At 29.9% G+C, this 17,745-nt stretch carries 15 protein-coding genes; 5 read left to right on the plus strand and 10 right to left on the minus strand.

Features of this window, described 5'->3' with window-relative positions; all coding sequences use genetic code 11:
• Nucleotides 1–72: 72 nt before the first annotated feature.
• Complete coding sequence (locus tag CLPA_RS16500) at nucleotides 73–1,221, minus strand: pyridoxal phosphate-dependent aminotransferase (RefSeq protein WP_003446427.1); 1,149 nt, start codon at nucleotides 1,219–1,221, stop codon at nucleotides 73–75.
• A 518-nt stretch (nucleotides 1,222–1,739) separates the two neighbouring features.
• On the opposite strand from CLPA_RS16500, the gene CLPA_RS16505 reads away from it, so the two are divergent.
• The gene (locus CLPA_RS16505; RefSeq protein ID WP_034829863.1) at nucleotides 1,740–2,108 is read left to right on the plus strand and encodes a winged helix-turn-helix transcriptional regulator; all 369 of its coding nucleotides are present in this window, start codon (nucleotides 1,740–1,742) and stop codon (nucleotides 2,106–2,108) included.
• Between the two features lie 147 nt (nucleotides 2,109–2,255).
• On the opposite strand, the gene CLPA_RS16510 is transcribed toward CLPA_RS16505, so the two are convergent.
• Nucleotides 2,256–3,422 (minus strand): iron-containing alcohol dehydrogenase, encoded by a 1,167-nt coding sequence (locus tag CLPA_RS16510; protein ID WP_003446425.1) that lies wholly within the window; start codon nucleotides 3,420–3,422, stop codon nucleotides 2,256–2,258.
• Nucleotides 3,423–3,719: 297 nt separating this feature from the next.
• Between CLPA_RS16510 and CLPA_RS16515 the strand changes: the two genes are divergently transcribed.
• Nucleotides 3,720–5,096 carry a [FeFe] hydrogenase, group A gene (locus CLPA_RS16515; RefSeq protein ID WP_003446424.1) on the plus strand — a complete coding sequence of 459 codons (1,377 nt, stop codon included), beginning with the start codon at nucleotides 3,720–3,722 and terminating at the stop codon, nucleotides 5,094–5,096.
• Between the two features lie 99 nt (nucleotides 5,097–5,195).
• Here CLPA_RS16515 and CLPA_RS16520 read toward each other — a convergent pair whose 3' ends face one another.
• From CLPA_RS16520 to CLPA_RS16535, 4 genes are all read right to left on the minus strand, one after another.
• Nucleotides 5,196–7,061 carry a heavy metal translocating P-type ATPase gene (locus CLPA_RS16520; protein ID WP_003446422.1) on the minus strand — a complete coding sequence of 622 codons (1,866 nt, stop codon included), beginning with the start codon at nucleotides 7,059–7,061 and terminating at the stop codon, nucleotides 5,196–5,198.
• A gap of 206 nt (nucleotides 7,062–7,267) precedes the next feature.
• Entirely contained in the window at nucleotides 7,268–7,543 is a 276-nt protein-coding gene (locus tag CLPA_RS16525) for a metal-sensing transcriptional repressor (RefSeq protein WP_003446419.1), read from the minus strand.
• 203 nt (nucleotides 7,544–7,746) lie between these two features.
• Nucleotides 7,747–8,934, minus strand: coding sequence for a macrolide family glycosyltransferase (locus CLPA_RS16530; RefSeq protein WP_003446418.1), 1,188 nt, complete (start codon nucleotides 8,932–8,934; stop codon nucleotides 7,747–7,749).
• 317 nt (nucleotides 8,935–9,251) lie between these two features.
• Nucleotides 9,252–10,580 (minus strand): radical SAM protein, encoded by a 1,329-nt coding sequence (locus tag CLPA_RS16535; RefSeq protein WP_003446410.1) that lies wholly within the window; start codon nucleotides 10,578–10,580, stop codon nucleotides 9,252–9,254.
• A gap of 566 nt (nucleotides 10,581–11,146) precedes the next feature.
• Here CLPA_RS16535 and CLPA_RS16540 point away from each other — a divergent pair.
• Nucleotides 11,147–12,322: a 4Fe-4S binding protein gene (locus CLPA_RS16540; protein WP_003446409.1), complete on the plus strand. Its 1,176-nt coding sequence runs from the start codon at nucleotides 11,147–11,149 to the stop codon at nucleotides 12,320–12,322.
• 86 nt (nucleotides 12,323–12,408) lie between these two features.
• Here the strand turns inward: CLPA_RS16540 and CLPA_RS16545 are convergent, their stop codons facing one another.
• From CLPA_RS16545 to CLPA_RS16555, 3 genes are all read right to left on the minus strand, one after another.
• Entirely contained in the window at nucleotides 12,409–12,846 is a 438-nt protein-coding gene (locus CLPA_RS16545; RefSeq protein ID WP_003446408.1) for an MOSC domain-containing protein, read from the minus strand.
• Between the two features lie 117 nt (nucleotides 12,847–12,963).
• Nucleotides 12,964–14,940 carry a molybdopterin biosynthesis protein gene (locus CLPA_RS16550; protein ID WP_003446407.1) on the minus strand — a complete coding sequence of 659 codons (1,977 nt, stop codon included), beginning with the start codon at nucleotides 14,938–14,940 and terminating at the stop codon, nucleotides 12,964–12,966.
• A gap of 5 nt (nucleotides 14,941–14,945) precedes the next feature.
• Complete coding sequence (locus CLPA_RS16555) at nucleotides 14,946–16,178, minus strand: molybdopterin molybdotransferase MoeA (protein ID WP_003446406.1); 1,233 nt, start codon at nucleotides 16,176–16,178, stop codon at nucleotides 14,946–14,948.
• 500 nt (nucleotides 16,179–16,678) lie between these two features.
• On the opposite strand from CLPA_RS16555, the gene CLPA_RS16560 reads away from it, so the two are divergent.
• A complete protein-coding gene (locus tag CLPA_RS16560) occupies nucleotides 16,679–16,990 on the plus strand; it encodes a twin-arginine translocase TatA/TatE family subunit (RefSeq protein ID WP_003446405.1) in 312 nt (103 codons plus the stop codon).
• A 112-nt stretch (nucleotides 16,991–17,102) separates the two neighbouring features.
• Nucleotides 17,103–17,288 (plus strand): twin-arginine translocase TatA/TatE family subunit, encoded by a 186-nt coding sequence (locus tag CLPA_RS16565; protein WP_003446404.1) that lies wholly within the window; start codon nucleotides 17,103–17,105, stop codon nucleotides 17,286–17,288.
• A gap of 173 nt (nucleotides 17,289–17,461) precedes the next feature.
• On the opposite strand, the gene CLPA_RS16570 is transcribed toward CLPA_RS16565, so the two are convergent.
• Nucleotides 17,462–17,731 (minus strand): SIR2 family protein, encoded by a 270-nt coding sequence (locus CLPA_RS16570; RefSeq protein WP_003444843.1) that lies wholly within the window; start codon nucleotides 17,729–17,731, stop codon nucleotides 17,462–17,464.
• Between the last annotated feature and the right edge of the window lie 14 nt (nucleotides 17,732–17,745).

Consider the following 17,745-nt stretch of genomic DNA (forward strand, 5'->3'; position numbering starts at 1 on the left):
TTATATACAAAAGTACCTTTACTTTCAGTGCATAAATTTATATTCCATTAATGATTACTTTATAAACTTTATTCAAATTTTTTCAATCCTATCAAAAGCCTCTTTAAGCTTTTTTATTCCAACAATACAAGCTATTCTCACATACCCCTCTCCACTATCTCCAAAAGCAGTACCAGGTATAACAATTACTTTGGCTCTTCTTGCCAGCATAGCCGAAAATTCTACGGAAGTCATTCCAGTCTTCTTAATATTAACAAAGTGATATATACTTCCTTTAGGTGGTAATACACTTAGTCCTGGAATTTTATTTATTCTTTTATAAGAATAGAATATTCTTCTTCTAAACTCCTCTATTATTTTAGGTTGTACTTGTTTTCTCTTTCTCAGCGCATGTAAGGCTGCCCTTTGTGAAATAGAAGGTGCTGAATAACATATATTTTCATTAATATTTTTTATACAATCTATTATAGACACTGGAGCAATTACATATCCAATTCTCCAGCCTGTCATAGCATAACCTTTAGAAAAGCTTCCTATAGTTACAGTTCTTTCCTTCATTCCTGGCATAGCAGCAATAGGATAAAATTTTTCTCCATAAATAAAATCATCATATACTTCATCTGATATTACCATTAAATCATTTTTTATAACTATTTCACTTATCTTTTCTAATAATTTTCTATCAAAAAAAGCTCCTGTAGGATTGTTAGGAGAATTCAATATTATAGCTTTTGTTCTATTGTTTATTAAACTTTTTAGTCCATCTATATTTATATTAAAGTTATCTTGTTCTAAAGTTTTTAAAATAACCGCCTTACCGCCAACTAATTTTATCTGTTCTTTATAAGGTGTAAAATAAGGTTCATGGACTATTACTTCGTCACCATCATTTATTATTGATTCAAGTACCAGATACATTCCATGGCAAGCACCTACTACAGCCATTACTTCTCCTATATTAAAGTTATAATTGTATTCTTGTTTATAAAATTTTATTAATTCTCTAAGAAATTCTGGATCACCTGCAGGATCCGTATATTTTGTATGGCCATTTTTTGCATCCTCCATAGCCTTTTCAATTATAATTTTATCAGTTATAAAATCAGGAGTTCCTATACTTAAATCTATTATATCGTTATTTTTCTTTAATTCTGGTGATAAATCGAACATGGTAGTATTCATATTGTTAGAATATTTTTTTGAAATAAATTTATGCTTCATAATATATCACCTCTTATAGTGATTTGAACTTTTCCTTATAATTGCCTATCTTCTATTGTTATCCTAGTAATTTTATTAACAGGCAAATTATAAAATTTATTTCATTATCTTTTCTATAACATAGTTTTCAGATTCCCCTTCACTTTTTAAAATATTATGAAAACAGTAAGGTGGTGCAAAAAATAAATTCATAGATATGAAATTTAATGCTATAATTTTAAATAGAGCATATATTATTAATACTTTTATTGAAGCAAGTTCTTAATTCAGGTGGGAATTCTTCTACCCCATCTGAATTTTAGAACTGCAAATGCATGGCTTACTTGGCGTTGAACTGCCACTTGAAGAAAAGCAGACAAAACAAAATTTATTTTGTATTTGGTGTGAATCGCTGTACAGAGTGGAAGCAGAGAACCAAAATCTTTTTTTGATTTTGTGTGAGGTCTGTACAGAGTGCGTTGGAGACTTACGCCAAGTTAGTCAGGTTAAATTTTTGAATGTTAAAGGGAAGTGAAAATATGCCAAAAGATAGACTTAATAAAATCAGTTGTAGCAATTATAAAAGTGAAGTTGAAGTTACATTAGAGGTTTTAAGTGGAAAATGGAAAGCACTTATTCTTTTAAATCTCAGTGAACATAAAGTTATCAGATTTAATGAATTTAAAAGACTGATTCCAGAGATAACTCAAAAAATGTTATCACAGCAATTACGAGATCTAAATGATAATGGATTAGTAAACAAAACTATCTATAGTCAAGTTCCGCCTATGGTTGAATATTCACTTACTAAAATAGGATTAGATTTAATTCCCATTTTAAAATCAATGGATAAATGGGGAAAACGCTTTGTAAATAATTTTATGAACTTACATAATGCATCAAACTAAATTTTTTTAATATAAAAAAGGCAGCCTTAAAATAACCATAAAAGCCATTTAAGCCGCCAATTAACAAAGCATATCAATATAATTAGTTTTAATTTTTTATATGCATCAATTTATAGATACAGAGGGAGTTTTTACTCCCCTTAAATTTTAAAAGTCAACTGCTGTTCCATAATAAGCAGCTTCAAATAATTCTTTCATTTCCTTTGCAGATATTTCTCTTGGATTTGTACCTGTACATGGATCCTTTACTGCTGCCTTAGATATTTCATCTAGATTATCCCTGAACTTTTCTTCTGATATACCATATTCTTTCAAAGTTATAGGCATATTCATAGAGGCTCTAATATCTTTAACCAATTGAATTAGTGATTGAACTAGTGCATCTGTTGTTTCTCCCTTTAAGCCTAATCTTTTAGCTATATCAGCATAAGCTTCTCCAGCTTTCTTAGAATTAAATTTTATAACAAGAGGTAAATATATTCCATTCAAACGTCCATGAGGAACATTAAATATTTTTCCTGACTTGTGTGCCATAGAATGAACAATCCCAAGTATTGCATTGGAAAATGCCATACCAGCCAAGCATTGTGCTATATGCATATCTTTTCTGGATTGTTGTTTTCCATTAAAGGAGCTAACTAAATTATTTACAATCATTTCTATTGCTTTTATAGCTAAACCATCAGTTATTGGATTTCCAGCTTTCGAAACATAAGCCTCAAAAGCATGAGTTAAAGCATCTATTCCAGTGTTAGCAATTAGTGCTTTAGGCATGCTTTGGACTAAATTAGTATCAAGTATAGCAATGTCTGGAGTTAAATTGTAGTCTGCTATTGGATATTTAATTCCTGTTTCATTATCAGTTATTATGGAAAAGGAAGTAACTTCTGAACCTGTACCGCTGGTAGTTGGTATAGCTATAAACTTTGCTTTTTCCCTAAGCTCTGGTAAAGTGAATGGTTTAGACACATCTTCAAAGGTAAGCTCTGGATATTCATAAAATATCCACATTGCTTTAGCTGCATCTATTGGCGAACCCCCTCCTACACCAATTATTAAATCTGGATTGAATTCTGACATTTTTTGAACACCTTTTTTAACAGTGGCAACTGAAGGGTCATTCTCAACACCTGAAAATACATCTGTATCAATATCAGCTTCTTTTAATAAATTTTGTATTTTGGGAATTGTTCCATCCTCTATTAACCTCTGAGATCCAATAACCAGTATAGCCTTATTTCCCTTTACTGATTTTAAGTGTTCTATAGCATTATCTCCAAAATAAACATCTCTTGGTATAGTAAATCTATTCATTTTAATTATTTCCCCCTTTTACCAATACCATTTGGCCATTAATTTTTATATGGTTAATACAAGTATTAGTATAGGCTTCTCAATTACTAAAAAAAAGAAGTTACTTTTTAGTAGTAGAGTTTCAAAAAGGTAGGAAATATGTAATTGCGGCAAAATAAAAATTTCTCATGACTAAATAATTTTTTAATTTTTTATTACCAATTTAATAATTTACTTGTAATCAATCAAAAAATATGAAAATATTATAATGTAATAATAAAATATTCCAAAGGTTAATTAAAGGAGGACAATAGTATAATGAATAGCAAACACAAATTTACAGATATCAGAGTTCCCATTGAAAAAGATAACCCATCAATTATGAGACATGAAGAGCTTTGTGTTAAGTGCAAAGTATGCAAAAAGGTCTGTACTGAGGAGATTTCTGTATATGGTCATTATGATCTAGAGAAAACAGGAGATAAAGCTATATGTATTTACTGTGGCCAGTGCGCTAATGTTTGCCCTGTTTATTCAATTACAGAAGTTTCTGATGTTCAACAAGTAAAAGACGCCATTAATGATCCTGATAAAATAGTTATATTTCAAACTTCTCCTTCTGTACGAGTGTCACTTGGAGAAGCCTTTGGCATGGAGCCAGGCACTTATGTTGAAGACAAAATGGCTGCAGTGTTAAAAAATCTTGGAGCAGATTATGTATTTGATACTACCTTCGGAGCAGATTTAACTATAACCGAAGAAGCTTCAGAACTGGTTCAAAGGATTACCAGCGGCAACGGCACTTTACCACAGTTTACAAGCTGTTGTCCAGCCTGGGTAGAATTTGTGGAAATATATTATCCTGAACTTATAAATAATCTGTCATCCTCTAAAAGTCCTATACTTATGCAGGGTCCAACTATAAAAACTTACTTTGCAAAAAAGGCAGCTATAGATCCTAAAAAAATTGTGAACGTTGCTGTAACCCCTTGTACTGCAAAAAAATATGAAATCACTCGTGCTGAAAAAAATGATGCTGGTAAATATTACAATGATGAAAACATACGTGATATGGATTATGTTATTACTGTAAGAGAGTTATCAAACTGGATTAAGGAAGACAAAATAGAATTTAAGGCTCTTCAAGGAGCAGAATTTGATTCCCTGCTATCAAGAGGTTCAGGTGGGGGTATAATCTTTGGAATTACAGGTGGAGTTATGGAATCAGCTATTAGAACAGCCTATTATTATATAACCAAGAAAAATCCACCAAAAGATTTATATAATCTAGAAGCCGTAGGTAATATGGATGGCATCAGAGAGGCACAGGTTACAATTGGTGATTATACTATTAACATAGCTATTGTACATGGAACCGCTAATGCAAGAAAACTTATTGAAAAAGTAAAAAGTGGAGAAAAAAAATATGATTTTGTTGAAGTTATGACCTGTCGTGGAGGCTGCATCGGTGGTGGCGGACAACCTAAAGTTAAAATTCCTATGGCAGATAAAGTCCGCCAAAAGAGAATTGCAGGTCTTTATAACAAAGATCAAAGTGTTACCCAAAGACTTGCTCATGAAAATCCTGATATAACAAAAGTATATGATGAATTTTTTAAAAAACCATTAAGTCCATTAGCTGAAGAACTATTACATACTGTATATAGTTCAAAAAAACACATTTTAGGTGAATAGATAATTTTTCTGCTTTTTTAAAAATTAAAGATAACATCCATAGGTTCTTGAATAATTTATCTAAACTTAGTGGGAATACAAACTCCCACTAAGTAAATACTATCTCTTATCTTTCCATTTTAATAACAGAGATGAATTTATAATAACTGCAACTGATCCAACATTATGTACTAAGGCACCTACAATTGGATTTAAAATGCCAGTTATAGCTAATATTATAGCTGCAAAGTTAAGTCCCATGGAAAGTATTAAATTAAGCTTAATAGTCTTCATTATCTTTTTTGATAAACTAAGTAAATGCGGAATACAATTTATATCATCATTTACCAATGCAATATCTGCTGCATCAACAGCAATATCACTTCCAATACTAGCCATAGCAACACCAACATGGGCTTTCTTTAATGCAGGAGCATCGTTAATTCCATCTCCTACCATACAGATCATCTCACCCTTATCTTGATATTTATCAACCTGATCCATTTTATCTTCTGGTAAGCAATCAGATTTTATATATTTTACTCCAACGGCATTGGCAATATGATAAGCCGCTCTGCTATTATCTCCAGTTAATAATATACTGCTGACACCAATTTCATGAATGTTTTTTATCATTTTTGAAGCACCTGCACGTACCTCGTCAGAAAGAGCTATAAAGCCTGCCAGCACTTGATTTACAGCTATGTATATAATAGTACATCCTTCATTTATATATGTATCTGCTTTTTCAGATATTTTTTTTGGTATAGAAATAGATTTTTCAGATAGCATTTTATTATTTCCAGCAATGATAAAGTCTTTTTCTATTTTTCCACTAACTCCACGTCCTGCTATCATATTAAAATTTTCTATTTCTTTTGTTGTAACTTTTGAAACAGATTTAAAGTGCTCTACAATTGCTTTTCCCAAAGGATGCTCCGATCGCATTTCTAAAGACGCTGTAAGTAACAATAACTTTTCAGATGATATATCTTTTTCAAAACTCTCTACAACATTTACTATAGGTTTACCATAAGTAAGTGTACCTGTTTTATCAAAGGCAATATATTTTATTTTAGCAAGTCTTTCTAATGCATCTCCTTCTCTCACTAAAATGCCATACTTTGTAACATTGCCTATACCTGCCATAATAGCAGTAGGTGTTGCAAGCACTAAGGCACATGGACAAAATACAACCAGTATTGTTACAGAACGTATAATTTCACCAGTAAAAATCCATGTTAAAATAGCAGCAGTTAGTGCAATTACTACAATCCAAGTAGCCCATCTATCAGCCATACCTACAATTTTTGCCTTGCCGGCATCAGCAGATTCTACAAGCTTAATCATTTTTTGCATTGAACTATCCGAATCCACTTTTGTAGCTCTCATTTCAAAAGTACCAAATTGATTTACGGTTCCACTAAAAACCTCATCATTAACACCTTTATCCACTGGCAAAGATTCCCCTGTCATTACTGCTTGATTAATAGATGTTTGTCCACTTATAATTATTCCATCTACTGCAATACTTTCTCCAGCAAGGACCCGTAGAGTATCTCCAATCTTTACTTCACTGGAAGAAATTATACGTTCCTCTCCATTTATTATGATTCTTGCAGTACTAGGAGTGAGATTAACCAACTTTTCAATACCCGCACGAGCTTTGGCAACAGTTCTTTCCTCTAATAAAGCTCCAATAGTCATAATAAATGCCACTTCTCCCGCAGCAAAAATTTCACCTATAAATATGGCTGCAACTAACGCAATAGAAACTAGAACATCAGCCTTTATATCAAATTCAGTAATTAAGCCCTCTATTGCTCCTTTTATAATGGGAATCCCACAAAGTATAATAGCTATCCAAGCTATATCAAAGGGCAAGTTACCTTTAAAAACATTAAAGAAACTAAATACAAGTGATAATCCTGATAATACAACAAATATAATTGTATGCTTTTCTTCATCCACTAACCATTCTTTCATTATGTTATTCCTCCTTTATACCTTATACCCCTATATAGTATATTGAATTATCATATATGTCAATATTTATCTAAAAAAATAAAACCTTTAGCAAAAAATATCACTAAAGGTAATTTACAATTTGTTACAAACTATATTTATGAAACTATTTTTCTTAATCTAATGTGATAGTTATCTGTATAGCTACAAGGAGATTACAATTCTTTTTATCCCATACGCGAAAAATGTTCTACTGCCTTTGCAAATTCTGCAATAGTTTTTTCTGCATCGCCATGTTCGATTCCTTCTCGAACACAATGCTGTAAATGTCCCTCTAAAATTATTTGTCCAACTTTATGTAAAGCAGATTTTGCAGCATTAATCTGTACTAAAACATCTTCGCAGGGAACATCTTTATCTACCATTTCAGAAATTCCTCGTACCTGTCCCTCAATTCTTTTTAATCTCGCTTGTACTTTTGGAACATCCATACATTTTCTCATAGCTTTATCTCCAATCAAATATTAATAATCACCATCTACATCTATAGATTATATAAACAGCTGTATCTTGTCAATGTTTTCTGTGATTACTTGCAATTGCTTTACTATTTGTTATTATAAACTTTACAGGGAAAATGTATTTGATATGGGAAATATATTATATATTTCTTTCAATTATCACAACTAATAAAAATCTTTCTCTGCTATATAAAAATTGCTTCAACTGCTTTCTCATAGCCGCCTGATTCCTTAAAAGAATCACTTATCTTTTTAATATTTTCAACATAATTTGAATCTGTTAAAACTTTTCCAATAGAAGTTTTTAAAATTTCTGCAGTAAGTTTGTCCTTATCAAGAGAAATAGCTGCGCCAAGTTCCGATGCCCTTTTTGCCATATAGGGCTGATCTCCTCCTATAGGTATTGCCACAAATGGCACATTATTATACAGTAAATCACTAATACTATTCATTCCTGCATGTGTTACCGCCACATCTGCATATTTTAAAATTTGTGATTGAGGAACATAATTTTTAACTATGAAATTTTCAGGTATGTTAAACTTGGAAATATCTATATTGTATGCAGTCATAACTACTACAGCATCACTATCTTTAAAACTTTCAAAGAATATATCATAAAGATTAATATGCATATTGTTAAATACAGTTCCCAGGGAAATGTATATAACTTTCTTCCCCTGCAGCCTTTCAAAGGGAAAATCTAAATTCTCTTTTCTATCATATATTGGCGGACCTATGAATTTAAAACTATCATCATAATACTCAATATGTGAAACAAAATACTTAGAAGTATATGCAATATTTGTATCACCTTTATTAAAGAACAATTCACTTATATCATCAGATAATTCTACATTATAAGTTTTCTTTAAATTTCCAGAGACTTCTTTATGCGTTTGAATAATTGGATGATCTTTTATCAAATCTTCAATGGAATAGATCTTACCCATCATACGTTCCTTTGGAGTAACAAACACTGCAAAAGAAGAAATAGATGGAATATCTAATATTTTAGCAATAACATTTCCTATAGGTATTATAGAATCATAAACTATGTAATCAAATTTTATATCTTTAGTTTGATACAAAATATCATCTATAATCTCAATACTACAATTAAGAATTTTATTTACAAAATTCATCAATTTATTGATGCCAGTTTCCTTGCCCTTATTATGCTGCATTTTTAAAGGATTTAATTCTCCTTTGTAAGTTTTAAATACTGCACCTGACTTTTCAATTTTTTCTCTAAATTCTTCTGAAGAAAAATATATAACTTCATTTTCTTGATTTACCAATTCATTTACCAATCCCAATGTTGGATTAACATGACCATAGGCTGAAATATTCAAAAAAAGTATCTTTGACATAAGTTCACGTCCTTTTTCTCATCTTTTCTAATTAAATTCTATAATCTTATGAAACTCAAATATTATATTCAAATTTAAAACACATAAAAAGACCAATTATTCTTAAACTTAAACTCTTTTAAGAAAAATTGGTCTCTAGTGCTCTAGTCAACCATAATATTAAAGTTTGATTTCGAAGTTTTAATTATACACATTATTCTTATATATTTAGTACGATATATATTATCTCTGTTCTATCATATTATGTCAATATGGTTTTTAGTAAATCCAATATTTATTTAAAAATCACTTAAATAATTCCAACAAAAAATTCAAACTTATATATCTTTTAAACTAAACATTTCCGGCGTCGTATAATCAACTTTTAATTCCCTTAAACAGGTCATATTATCTCTTTTCTCTGTAATATTATAGGAAATAGCCACTTCTATTTCAGTACCTTTCAAATACTTAATTTTCTCTGGTTCAAACTGGATAAAGCCATATTCCTTATTTTCTTCATAATCTTCTATTCCATTTTTACTAAATGCTGATATTACCTCTGAAATATCCTTTCCAAATACCTTAGCTGTCTTTAAATAATAATCTCTGTTTGAAAAAATTGTGTTTTTCAATGAAGCTTTATAAATTGTATTTTGTCTATATATCTGGCCAGTATGTTTATTTTCCAACGAACAGTAATGTGCACCTATTTTCAAATTGTTATCCAATATAAATTCTAATAATTTTAAACTTAAAAGCTCACTTTCAGATACAGCCAAGCCACCAGAATACCAGTAATTATAAAGTACTTTGAAAGGTGGATATTTTAGCTTAAATCCTCTTTTTACATATTCATCTCTATTGTTATATGGAAAGCAAAATTCTAAGAGATTAATTCCATCTACATTTAATTTTTCTAAATCAAATATTAATTGCTTCATTTCTTCAAAGGTTCCTGGAATAACAGGCATTTCTACAAATACCTCAGGTATATATTGACGAGCAAGTGCTATTTTTTTCAATACTGTATTGTGTAATTCTAAACCATCTTCTAATTTAATACTAAAACGTATTTCTCTTAATTCTGCTTCACACAATTTTTTAGCAAGCTTTTCATCCAATAGATCACCAGAGGTATATAATCTTGTATGTACATTTTTCATGTAATTTTTAATATAATTAAAATACTCAACAGTATCTTGCTTATGTAAGAGTGGTTCACCTCCTGAAAGAGCCATATAATTAATATTTTTCTCTGTTTTTATGATATGTTTTAATTGTGATTTCCAATCTCTTTTACTATTATGAAACGATTCATACTCTTCCTGATTTGCGTTAAAACAATAATAGCAATTTCTATGGCACATCAAAGAAATATATGTAGTTACACTTCCAATGCCCTTAGCGCAAGCCTCACAGGCAGGAGATATAAAATTATTATAAATACTTTTATCATCATTGCGAAAAATAATTTGTTTTTGTTTTAAGCGATTTAATACCTTTTTTGTCTCTATACTTATCTCTTCATTTTTATCAAAAGAAATTCCGTATTGCTCTACCTGTTCAATAAAATTCTTTAAAATATCCAGATAAAAGGATGCATATTCTTTAAATACTGGATTTTTAACTAAATTTATTGTCTTCTCATTAATATCTATTACCATAAAATCTCCCCTTTTATTTTTAAATTGCTGTAATCAGTATACTAAATTTTAAAATTCAGTATATGAACCCCCTTGTTATACTTTAAATGAATTATAAGTGAATTATTTAATTAAAGTCAATAAACACATAACAAACTAATATTTATTTTACTATTCTAAAATAAATATATAATTTATTGTTAAATATGAAATATAATTTATATATTTTCAAAATTTATAATTTTAATATAAATTTTAAGTAAATTCCAACTTTTTTTATAATCGTATTGACATAAAATAAAAAAATAATGATAATATAAATATATTAAAATGATAATAAGACTAAAGATATAAAAAATGAATCAGCATACTGATAGCTATTTCTTTTAAAACACTTATAGAAAATATTAAACAAAATTGTAATTATGGTTGACTAGAAATACTAGAGGCTAATTTTTTCTCAAAACAATTTGAGAAAAAATTAGCCTTTTTATATTATGTAAATAAATTAGAAATTAATATTTACAAATTTTATAAATATTTAATATAACCTATATTTAAAAATTATTCTAAAAGGAGTTGTAAACATGTCAAAAAAAATAAAGGAAATACAAATCTTCAGGCATATCATACAGATAATCTTATTTTTTCTTTTACCCGGTGTATACATATTGGCCTTTAGTGAATTAAAATCTATTTTCCAGATGATCATCAGAGGAAATTTTAATTTTATTCAATCTCTTCCTGGTTTAATAGAATTTACAGTAGCAATTATTTTTACTATTTTAATGGGTAGATTTTTCTGTGGATGGTTTTGTGCTTTTGGCAGCTTTAATGATTGGATACATATAGCTTCAAAAAAAATATTAAAAACTGATTTTAAAATTAGTGAAAAACTTGATTCTATACTCAAATATATAAAATATGGAATATTAGCTTTAATTCTAATTTTTATACTTACTGGTAAAAATGACATTCTAAACGGCACAAGTCCTTGGGATGCTTTTGCGCAGATAACTAATTTCTCCACTGTAATATCTACTATAACTATTGGCTTTATATTTTTAATTTTGATACTTATAGGAAATATTTTTATTGAAAGATTTTTTTGCAGATATTTGTGTCCTTTAGGTGCTGTGTTTTCTTTAATCTCTAAAATAAGTATATTAAAAATAAGCAAACCAACTGAGAAATGTGGTAATTGTAGAATATGTACAAATAATTGTTCAATGGGATTAAAACTTTATAGTATAGATAACATCCGTGGAGGAGAATGTATAAATTGCTTAAGATGTGTAGAAACCTGTCATAGGGAAAATCCACATGTAAATATAATTAATACAGAAGTTAATTCAGCAACAGCCAGTTCTTTTGTTGTAGCTATTTTTGCAGGTATATATGGCATAACTAATTTTGGAAATTCAATCTCAATTCAGAAAGGCTTAGCTTCTTCCAATGCAGTAATATCCAGTACTGTTTCACAAGGAATTAAATATAAGGATGGAGATTACCCAGGAACTGGTATAGGCTTTAATGGCGGTACAACAAAAGTTTCTGTTACTATAAAAAATAGTAAAATTAATGCTATCAAAACAATATCAACTGAAGATACTCCAGACTTTTATAAAAATGTGGAAAATATTATTCCAAATAAAATAATTTCAACTCAATCAACAAGTTCAGTTGATACTGTATCTGGAGCAACTTATAGCAGTAAAGGCATTATTGATGCAACTCAAAATGCATTGAATAAAGCCAAATAAAATTAATTAAAAAAGTGCCTTACAATGTATAAAAACACTTTGTTAGGCACTCTATTTTCACATAAATTATTTAGTAATATCCAATATCATAACAATTGAATTTCATCTCCTGATTTTATCCACCCATCCCTCAGTACTCTGGCAAATATAACTTCTTTTGACATAGCACAGGTGCCTGTTGAATTTCTTATTTTTATTTTACATCCTTGATAGCATTCCTTACCTATCTGAGTAATTTCTAAAATAACTTCTCCAATCTTAAGATTTTTTCCCACAGAAAGTTCATGAAAAACTACTCCTTCACTAGTAATATTTTCCACAAACTTAGCATTGCAAAATCCCTTTATTTTTAATTTGTTAATCTTATCTATACTCTCTTGACCAAGTAAACTTACCTGCCTAGCTCCGCTTCCAGCGTGGACATCACCTAATAACCCATAATCAACTTTAAAATATCCCTTTTCAATAGTATGTTTTGCGATTCCTTTTTTCTCACTTATGTTTAATGCAACAATACTGGCCACTACTCTTCCCCCTTTAAAGACAGCTATTTATCTTTTACAATATACCCCATATGTTGCTTTGTTTACATCTATTGTAAAACTTTCAAACTAATAAATTTCAATAATTAATGTTTAACTTTAAACTCTATCAATAGCTTTTAAATGAACATCTTTATCTACTTTCTTTGCAAAAGTCAACTTTTTATCATTATGTGTTATTACCCTGCCAATACTTGAATAATCATAGCCTCCAAGCCTATCCAGTTCTTTTAAGAATATATTGCTTTTCATAATATCAATTAACTCTTTAATAGTCTCCATTTCCAAATATTCTTCAGGCACTGCAAAATCGTATTCTTCATTGCACACTGGAATAAAATCAAGACCCATAATCTCTGCTGCTGAATATACTCCAAGACCGCAGTCTACATCTCCACTGGCTACTGCTGCAGCTACAGACAGATGAGTAAATTCCTCTCTTTCATATCCGTTAATATCTTTTGGAGAAATATTTAATTTTTTCAAATAATAATCTAATAACAGCCTTGTGCCTGCTCCTCTTTGTCTATTTACAAAACGTACACCTTTTTTGTATATGTCTGAGATTTCTTTAAGGCACAATGGATTTCCCTTTTGAACCATAAGCCCTTGGATTCTATTTACTACCTTTATTAAGGCTATATTTTTACCTTTTAAGTATTTATTAATGTAAAAAATATTATATTTTCCACTTTCCATATCCAATAGATGAATTGGAGCGATATGGGTTTCTCCATTTTTCAGTGCCATTATACCTCCCATACTTCCAGTATGAGCAGATGATAAGTAATAATCAGGATTTTTTACATGAATCAGATCGGAAAGTATGTCCAATATAGGATCATGGCTTCCTATACAAACAATAGTATTTTTAATTTCATCTATATTTTTCATAAGGCTTATTTGTACCTTGCTTCCAGCCTCAATCCCCTCTACATTTTGTGGAATTTCCAATATTCCATCTGCTCTTACAAGAGACATGGTAGACCCTGCCCCTCTTGAAAGTGGGGTAGCAATGAATTTATTTCCCACATATCCAAGCTTCATTCTCACAAATTCCAAATACTTTAAGGAAGACATAACTCTTCTCGATAGAGTAGCCTCTAGCCTTTGTACTTTTTCAGTTTTCTTTCCCTGATATCCTTCTATAATTACTTTGAGAATCTTATCCATTATAAAATAAGCGGAAACTGGATATCCAGGAATTCCAAGAACCGGCTTGTTTTCAACTTCTCCCAGGACAACTGGTTTACCTGGCTTTATAGATACACCGTGTATATAAACTTCTCCTAAATCCGAAATCACATCGCTGGTATAGTCCTCCCTACCTGCAGAAGAACCCGCATTTATTATCACTATATCACATTCTGAAACAGCCTTTTTTAAGATACTTTTTAAAATATCATAATTATCCTTAACTATCCCATATCGTTTTGGTATCCCGCCGTATTGAGTAACTTGAGCACTAAATACTCTTGAATTAAAGTCAATTATATCTCCTATTTTAAGATTGCTGCCCGGATCTACAAGTTCAGTGCCGGTTGGAATAACACCTATTAAAGGCTTTTTATACACTTCAACGGTATTTACTCCTCCTGCTAACATTGCTCCTATATCCACCGGTCTTATCATATGCCCAGAGGGTACAATAAGTTGATTTTCAACTATATCTTCACCTAATGGCCTTATATGCTGCCAGGGTGCTGCACTTTTATATATTTTAACTTTATCTCCATCTATTTTAACTGTATCCTCAACCATTATTACACAATCATATTCTCTTGGAATTGGATCACCTGTATCTACAACTAAATAATCCTTGCCTTCTTCTAGTGTAATAGGCCTCTTTTCAGAAGCACCTATAGTTTTTAAGCTTTGGACAGCAATACCATCCATAGCAGAACAATTATAGAAGGGAGAAGATATTTTTGAATAAACTGCTTCTGAAGTAACCCTTCCTAAGGCTTCTTCTGTATTTAGCAATTCCTTATTTAAAAATGAATGTTTTATTCTTCCCAAATATTCACTGAGAGCTTCTTTTAATTCATAATTTGACAAATATACTTTTTGCACCATAATGATCACCTCTGAAATTTATAAACATATACTTTTTCATGTTCATAAACTCCTTCCACATTTTTATTGATTTTTATGTAACCCCATGCTTTTGTAAATCCACTGATAGCTGCAGATTTACTCAAAACAGGTGCAGCTATATATTCTCCATTCACATTGTTAATAGTAACTGGAAGATATTCTTCTCTTCCCTTAGCTTTATGATAATTCATGTTGAATTTACAGGGAATAGGATAATCCACATCCTCAAATCCCATCATTGCATTAATAATGTATCTAACTAGTATTCTATAAACCACAGCACAGGAAAGTGGATGCCCTGGAAGACCAAAGATAGGCTTATCTTTTATCTTCCCAAGTATAGTTGGCTTACCTGGCTTTATAGATATTCCATGAAAAAGTATTCCATGAGCTCCAAGTTCATCAATAACCTTTGCAGTTTCATCTTTTTTCCCTACAGAACTGCCTCCAGATACTAGCACTAAATCACATTCATTTACAGCTCTTTTAACAGTTTCAAATAATTCTTCATAATTATCTTTAATGATCCCATATAGTATAGGTTGTCCACCATCTTCAATAACCGAAGAATAAATAAGATAAGAGTTAATATCTCTAATTTCACCAAGCTGCGGCTGTTTTTCAGGAGATACAATTTCATCTCCTGTAGAAATTATTCCAATCCTCGGTTTACAAAATACTTGTACTTTAGTGATTCCTAAGCTGGATAGCATACTTATGCCGTAAGGTTTCAGTATTGTTCCCTGTTTCAGCACAGTTTCTCCAAATTCCACATCTTCATCTTCATTCAATACATTTTCTCCAAAGGAAATAGACTTATTGGCAAGTACAGTAGCATCATCCATTTTATCTATGTATTCTATCATAATCACACTATCAGTACCCTCAGGAAGCATTCCTCCAGTTGGTATATACATACATTCACCTGGATACTCTAGTGATTTAACTGGCATTTTCCCCATTTTAACTTCTCCTTTTAAATCAAGCAAGGAAGGCATACTTTCACTAGCACCCTGAAGATCTCTAAACTTAACAGCATATCCATCCACCATAGATCTTTTAAATCCAGGAATGTTTAAAGGTGATGTAATATCCTTGGATAACACTCTGCCATTGCACTCTTTAATATCTATCAATTCTGTTTTTAAAATTAACTTAAAGTTACAGTTTATAATATTCTTTGCCTCTTCTACAGATACTACATTATAAAAATTCATACTAAGCCCCCTATAATATAAACAAGAGACTAATTTTTCTGAAATAAGCTTAAGAAAAATTAGTCTCTAGTGTCTTCTAGTCAACTAAATAATTATTATGATTCCAATTTAGAATTTAATAGCAATATAACATATTATTCTTATGTGTTTAGTAAGATATATATTATCACCATTTTTTATATTATGTCAATATGTTTTAAATAAATTTTGTAAATTTGTAATTAAATAAAATAATTTTTAGATAAATACCAGTTTTGTTTATAATCATATTGACATAAAGGGAAAAAATAAGGATAATATAAATATATTAAACAAATAAAAATATTATGGTTGACTAGAAAAACTAGAGGCTAATTTTTTCTTAAAAATATTTAAGAAAAAATTAGCCTTTTATTTTATTTAAATTTAATAATTATTAAAATATTTTTTATTTTAATCTTTAATATTTATTTTTTGTTAATAAAAGTAATTTTTCCATATAGAAAAGGAGGAAATTTATTATGTTTAATATTGGCTTTGGTGAATTAATTTTAATTCTATTGATTGCTTTCCTTGTAGTTGGTCCTCAGGACTTACCTAAAGTTGCCAGAGCACTTGCCCGTGCCTTGAAGTATTTTCATGGTATTATAGGTGAAATAACACAATCTGTAAACTTAGATTCAGAATTAACTGAAATCAGTAATGTAAAAAGTAAAATTCAACAGACAGTAAAAAATGTTAATCCGTTAAATGATATTGACAATGAAATAAACGACGTAAAAGAGAAATTGAAATCAACTGAAAAGACATTAAAAAAATCAAGTAATTTCTGATTCATATAATTTTTACATAAGAATTACATAAATTAAAAACTTAATTTATATCAAAGAAAATCATAATGAAAAACTTATTTAATTTATAATCATACTATGAGGAGGAAAATTTATGAGATTTGGAAAAGCAGAAATTTTATTACTTATATTGCTTGCACTAATATTTTTTGGCGGTGGGAAACTTGGCAACGTGGGTAAATCTCTTGGAAAAAGTATAAAAGAGTTCAAAGAAGAAATAAAAGATAATAACAAAGAAACAGTTAAGAAGGCTGAATCTGATGATAAAGAGAAAGCATAAATTAGAAGAACATATCCATATTTATAATAAAAAAGCGGCCACAGCCGCGTTATTTCGCTTCGCTCAACTTCTTTTGGGCGAAGCCCTTTAATTAGACCCATTTCTTAGCATATCTATTTCATAATATTTTTATAAAGCTAAAACCTTTGCGAAGCATATTGATGCTCCGCATTTTAATACTCATAAGTTATACCATGAACTCCGTCATATTTTCTTGGTCTCATTATAGCTCCGCATTTCTCGCAACTAAATGTAGGAGGTTCAATTACATTTTCATCATCTATTTCATCAAACATCTCAACTACATCCCTTGGTATATATTCTTCAACTCCACATTCTGTACATATATATAAGACTCCGTCTTCTTCAATTAAATTTTCTTTCAATTTAGCTTTATATTTTGCCCTTTGTTTATCTTTTATTTTTTTATTCTTTTTAGCCATAATAACTACCTTCC

Origin of the sequence: Clostridium pasteurianum DSM 525 = ATCC 6013 (assembly GCF_000807255.1) — a bacterium.
GTDB classification, from domain to species: domain Bacteria; phylum Bacillota; class Clostridia; order Clostridiales; family Clostridiaceae; genus Clostridium_I; species Clostridium_I pasteurianum.

Excerpts from the sequence above, each read along its gene's own strand:
- CLPA_RS16500 (WP_003446427.1), bottom strand. The coding sequence starts at position 1,221 with ATGAAGCATAAATTTATTTCAAAAAAATATTCTAACAATATGAATACT.
- CLPA_RS16505 (WP_034829863.1), top strand. The coding sequence starts at position 1,740 with ATGCCAAAAGATAGACTTAATAAAATCAGTTGTAGCAATTATAAAAGT.
- CLPA_RS16510 (WP_003446425.1), bottom strand. The coding sequence starts at position 3,422 with ATGAATAGATTTACTATACCAAGAGATGTTTATTTTGGAGATAATGCT.
- CLPA_RS16515 (WP_003446424.1), top strand. The coding sequence starts at position 3,720 with ATGAATAGCAAACACAAATTTACAGATATCAGAGTTCCCATTGAAAAA.
- CLPA_RS16520 (WP_003446422.1), bottom strand. The coding sequence starts at position 7,061 with ATGAAAGAATGGTTAGTGGATGAAGAAAAGCATACAATTATATTTGTT.
- CLPA_RS16525 (WP_003446419.1), bottom strand. The coding sequence starts at position 7,543 with ATGAGAAAATGTATGGATGTTCCAAAAGTACAAGCGAGATTAAAAAGA.
- CLPA_RS16530 (WP_003446418.1), bottom strand. The coding sequence starts at position 8,934 with ATGTCAAAGATACTTTTTTTGAATATTTCAGCCTATGGTCATGTTAAT.
- CLPA_RS16535 (WP_003446410.1), bottom strand. The coding sequence starts at position 10,580 with ATGGTAATAGATATTAATGAGAAGACAATAAATTTAGTTAAAAATCCA.
- CLPA_RS16540 (WP_003446409.1), top strand. The coding sequence starts at position 11,147 with ATGTCAAAAAAAATAAAGGAAATACAAATCTTCAGGCATATCATACAG.
- CLPA_RS16550 (WP_003446407.1), bottom strand. The coding sequence starts at position 14,940 with ATGGTGCAAAAAGTATATTTGTCAAATTATGAATTAAAAGAAGCTCTC.
- CLPA_RS16555 (WP_003446406.1), bottom strand. The coding sequence starts at position 16,178 with ATGAATTTTTATAATGTAGTATCTGTAGAAGAGGCAAAGAATATTATA.
- CLPA_RS16560 (WP_003446405.1), top strand. The coding sequence starts at position 16,679 with ATGTTTAATATTGGCTTTGGTGAATTAATTTTAATTCTATTGATTGCT.
- CLPA_RS16565 (WP_003446404.1), top strand. The coding sequence starts at position 17,103 with ATGAGATTTGGAAAAGCAGAAATTTTATTACTTATATTGCTTGCACTA.
- CLPA_RS16570 (WP_003444843.1), bottom strand. The coding sequence starts at position 17,731 with ATGGCTAAAAAGAATAAAAAAATAAAAGATAAACAAAGGGCAAAATAT.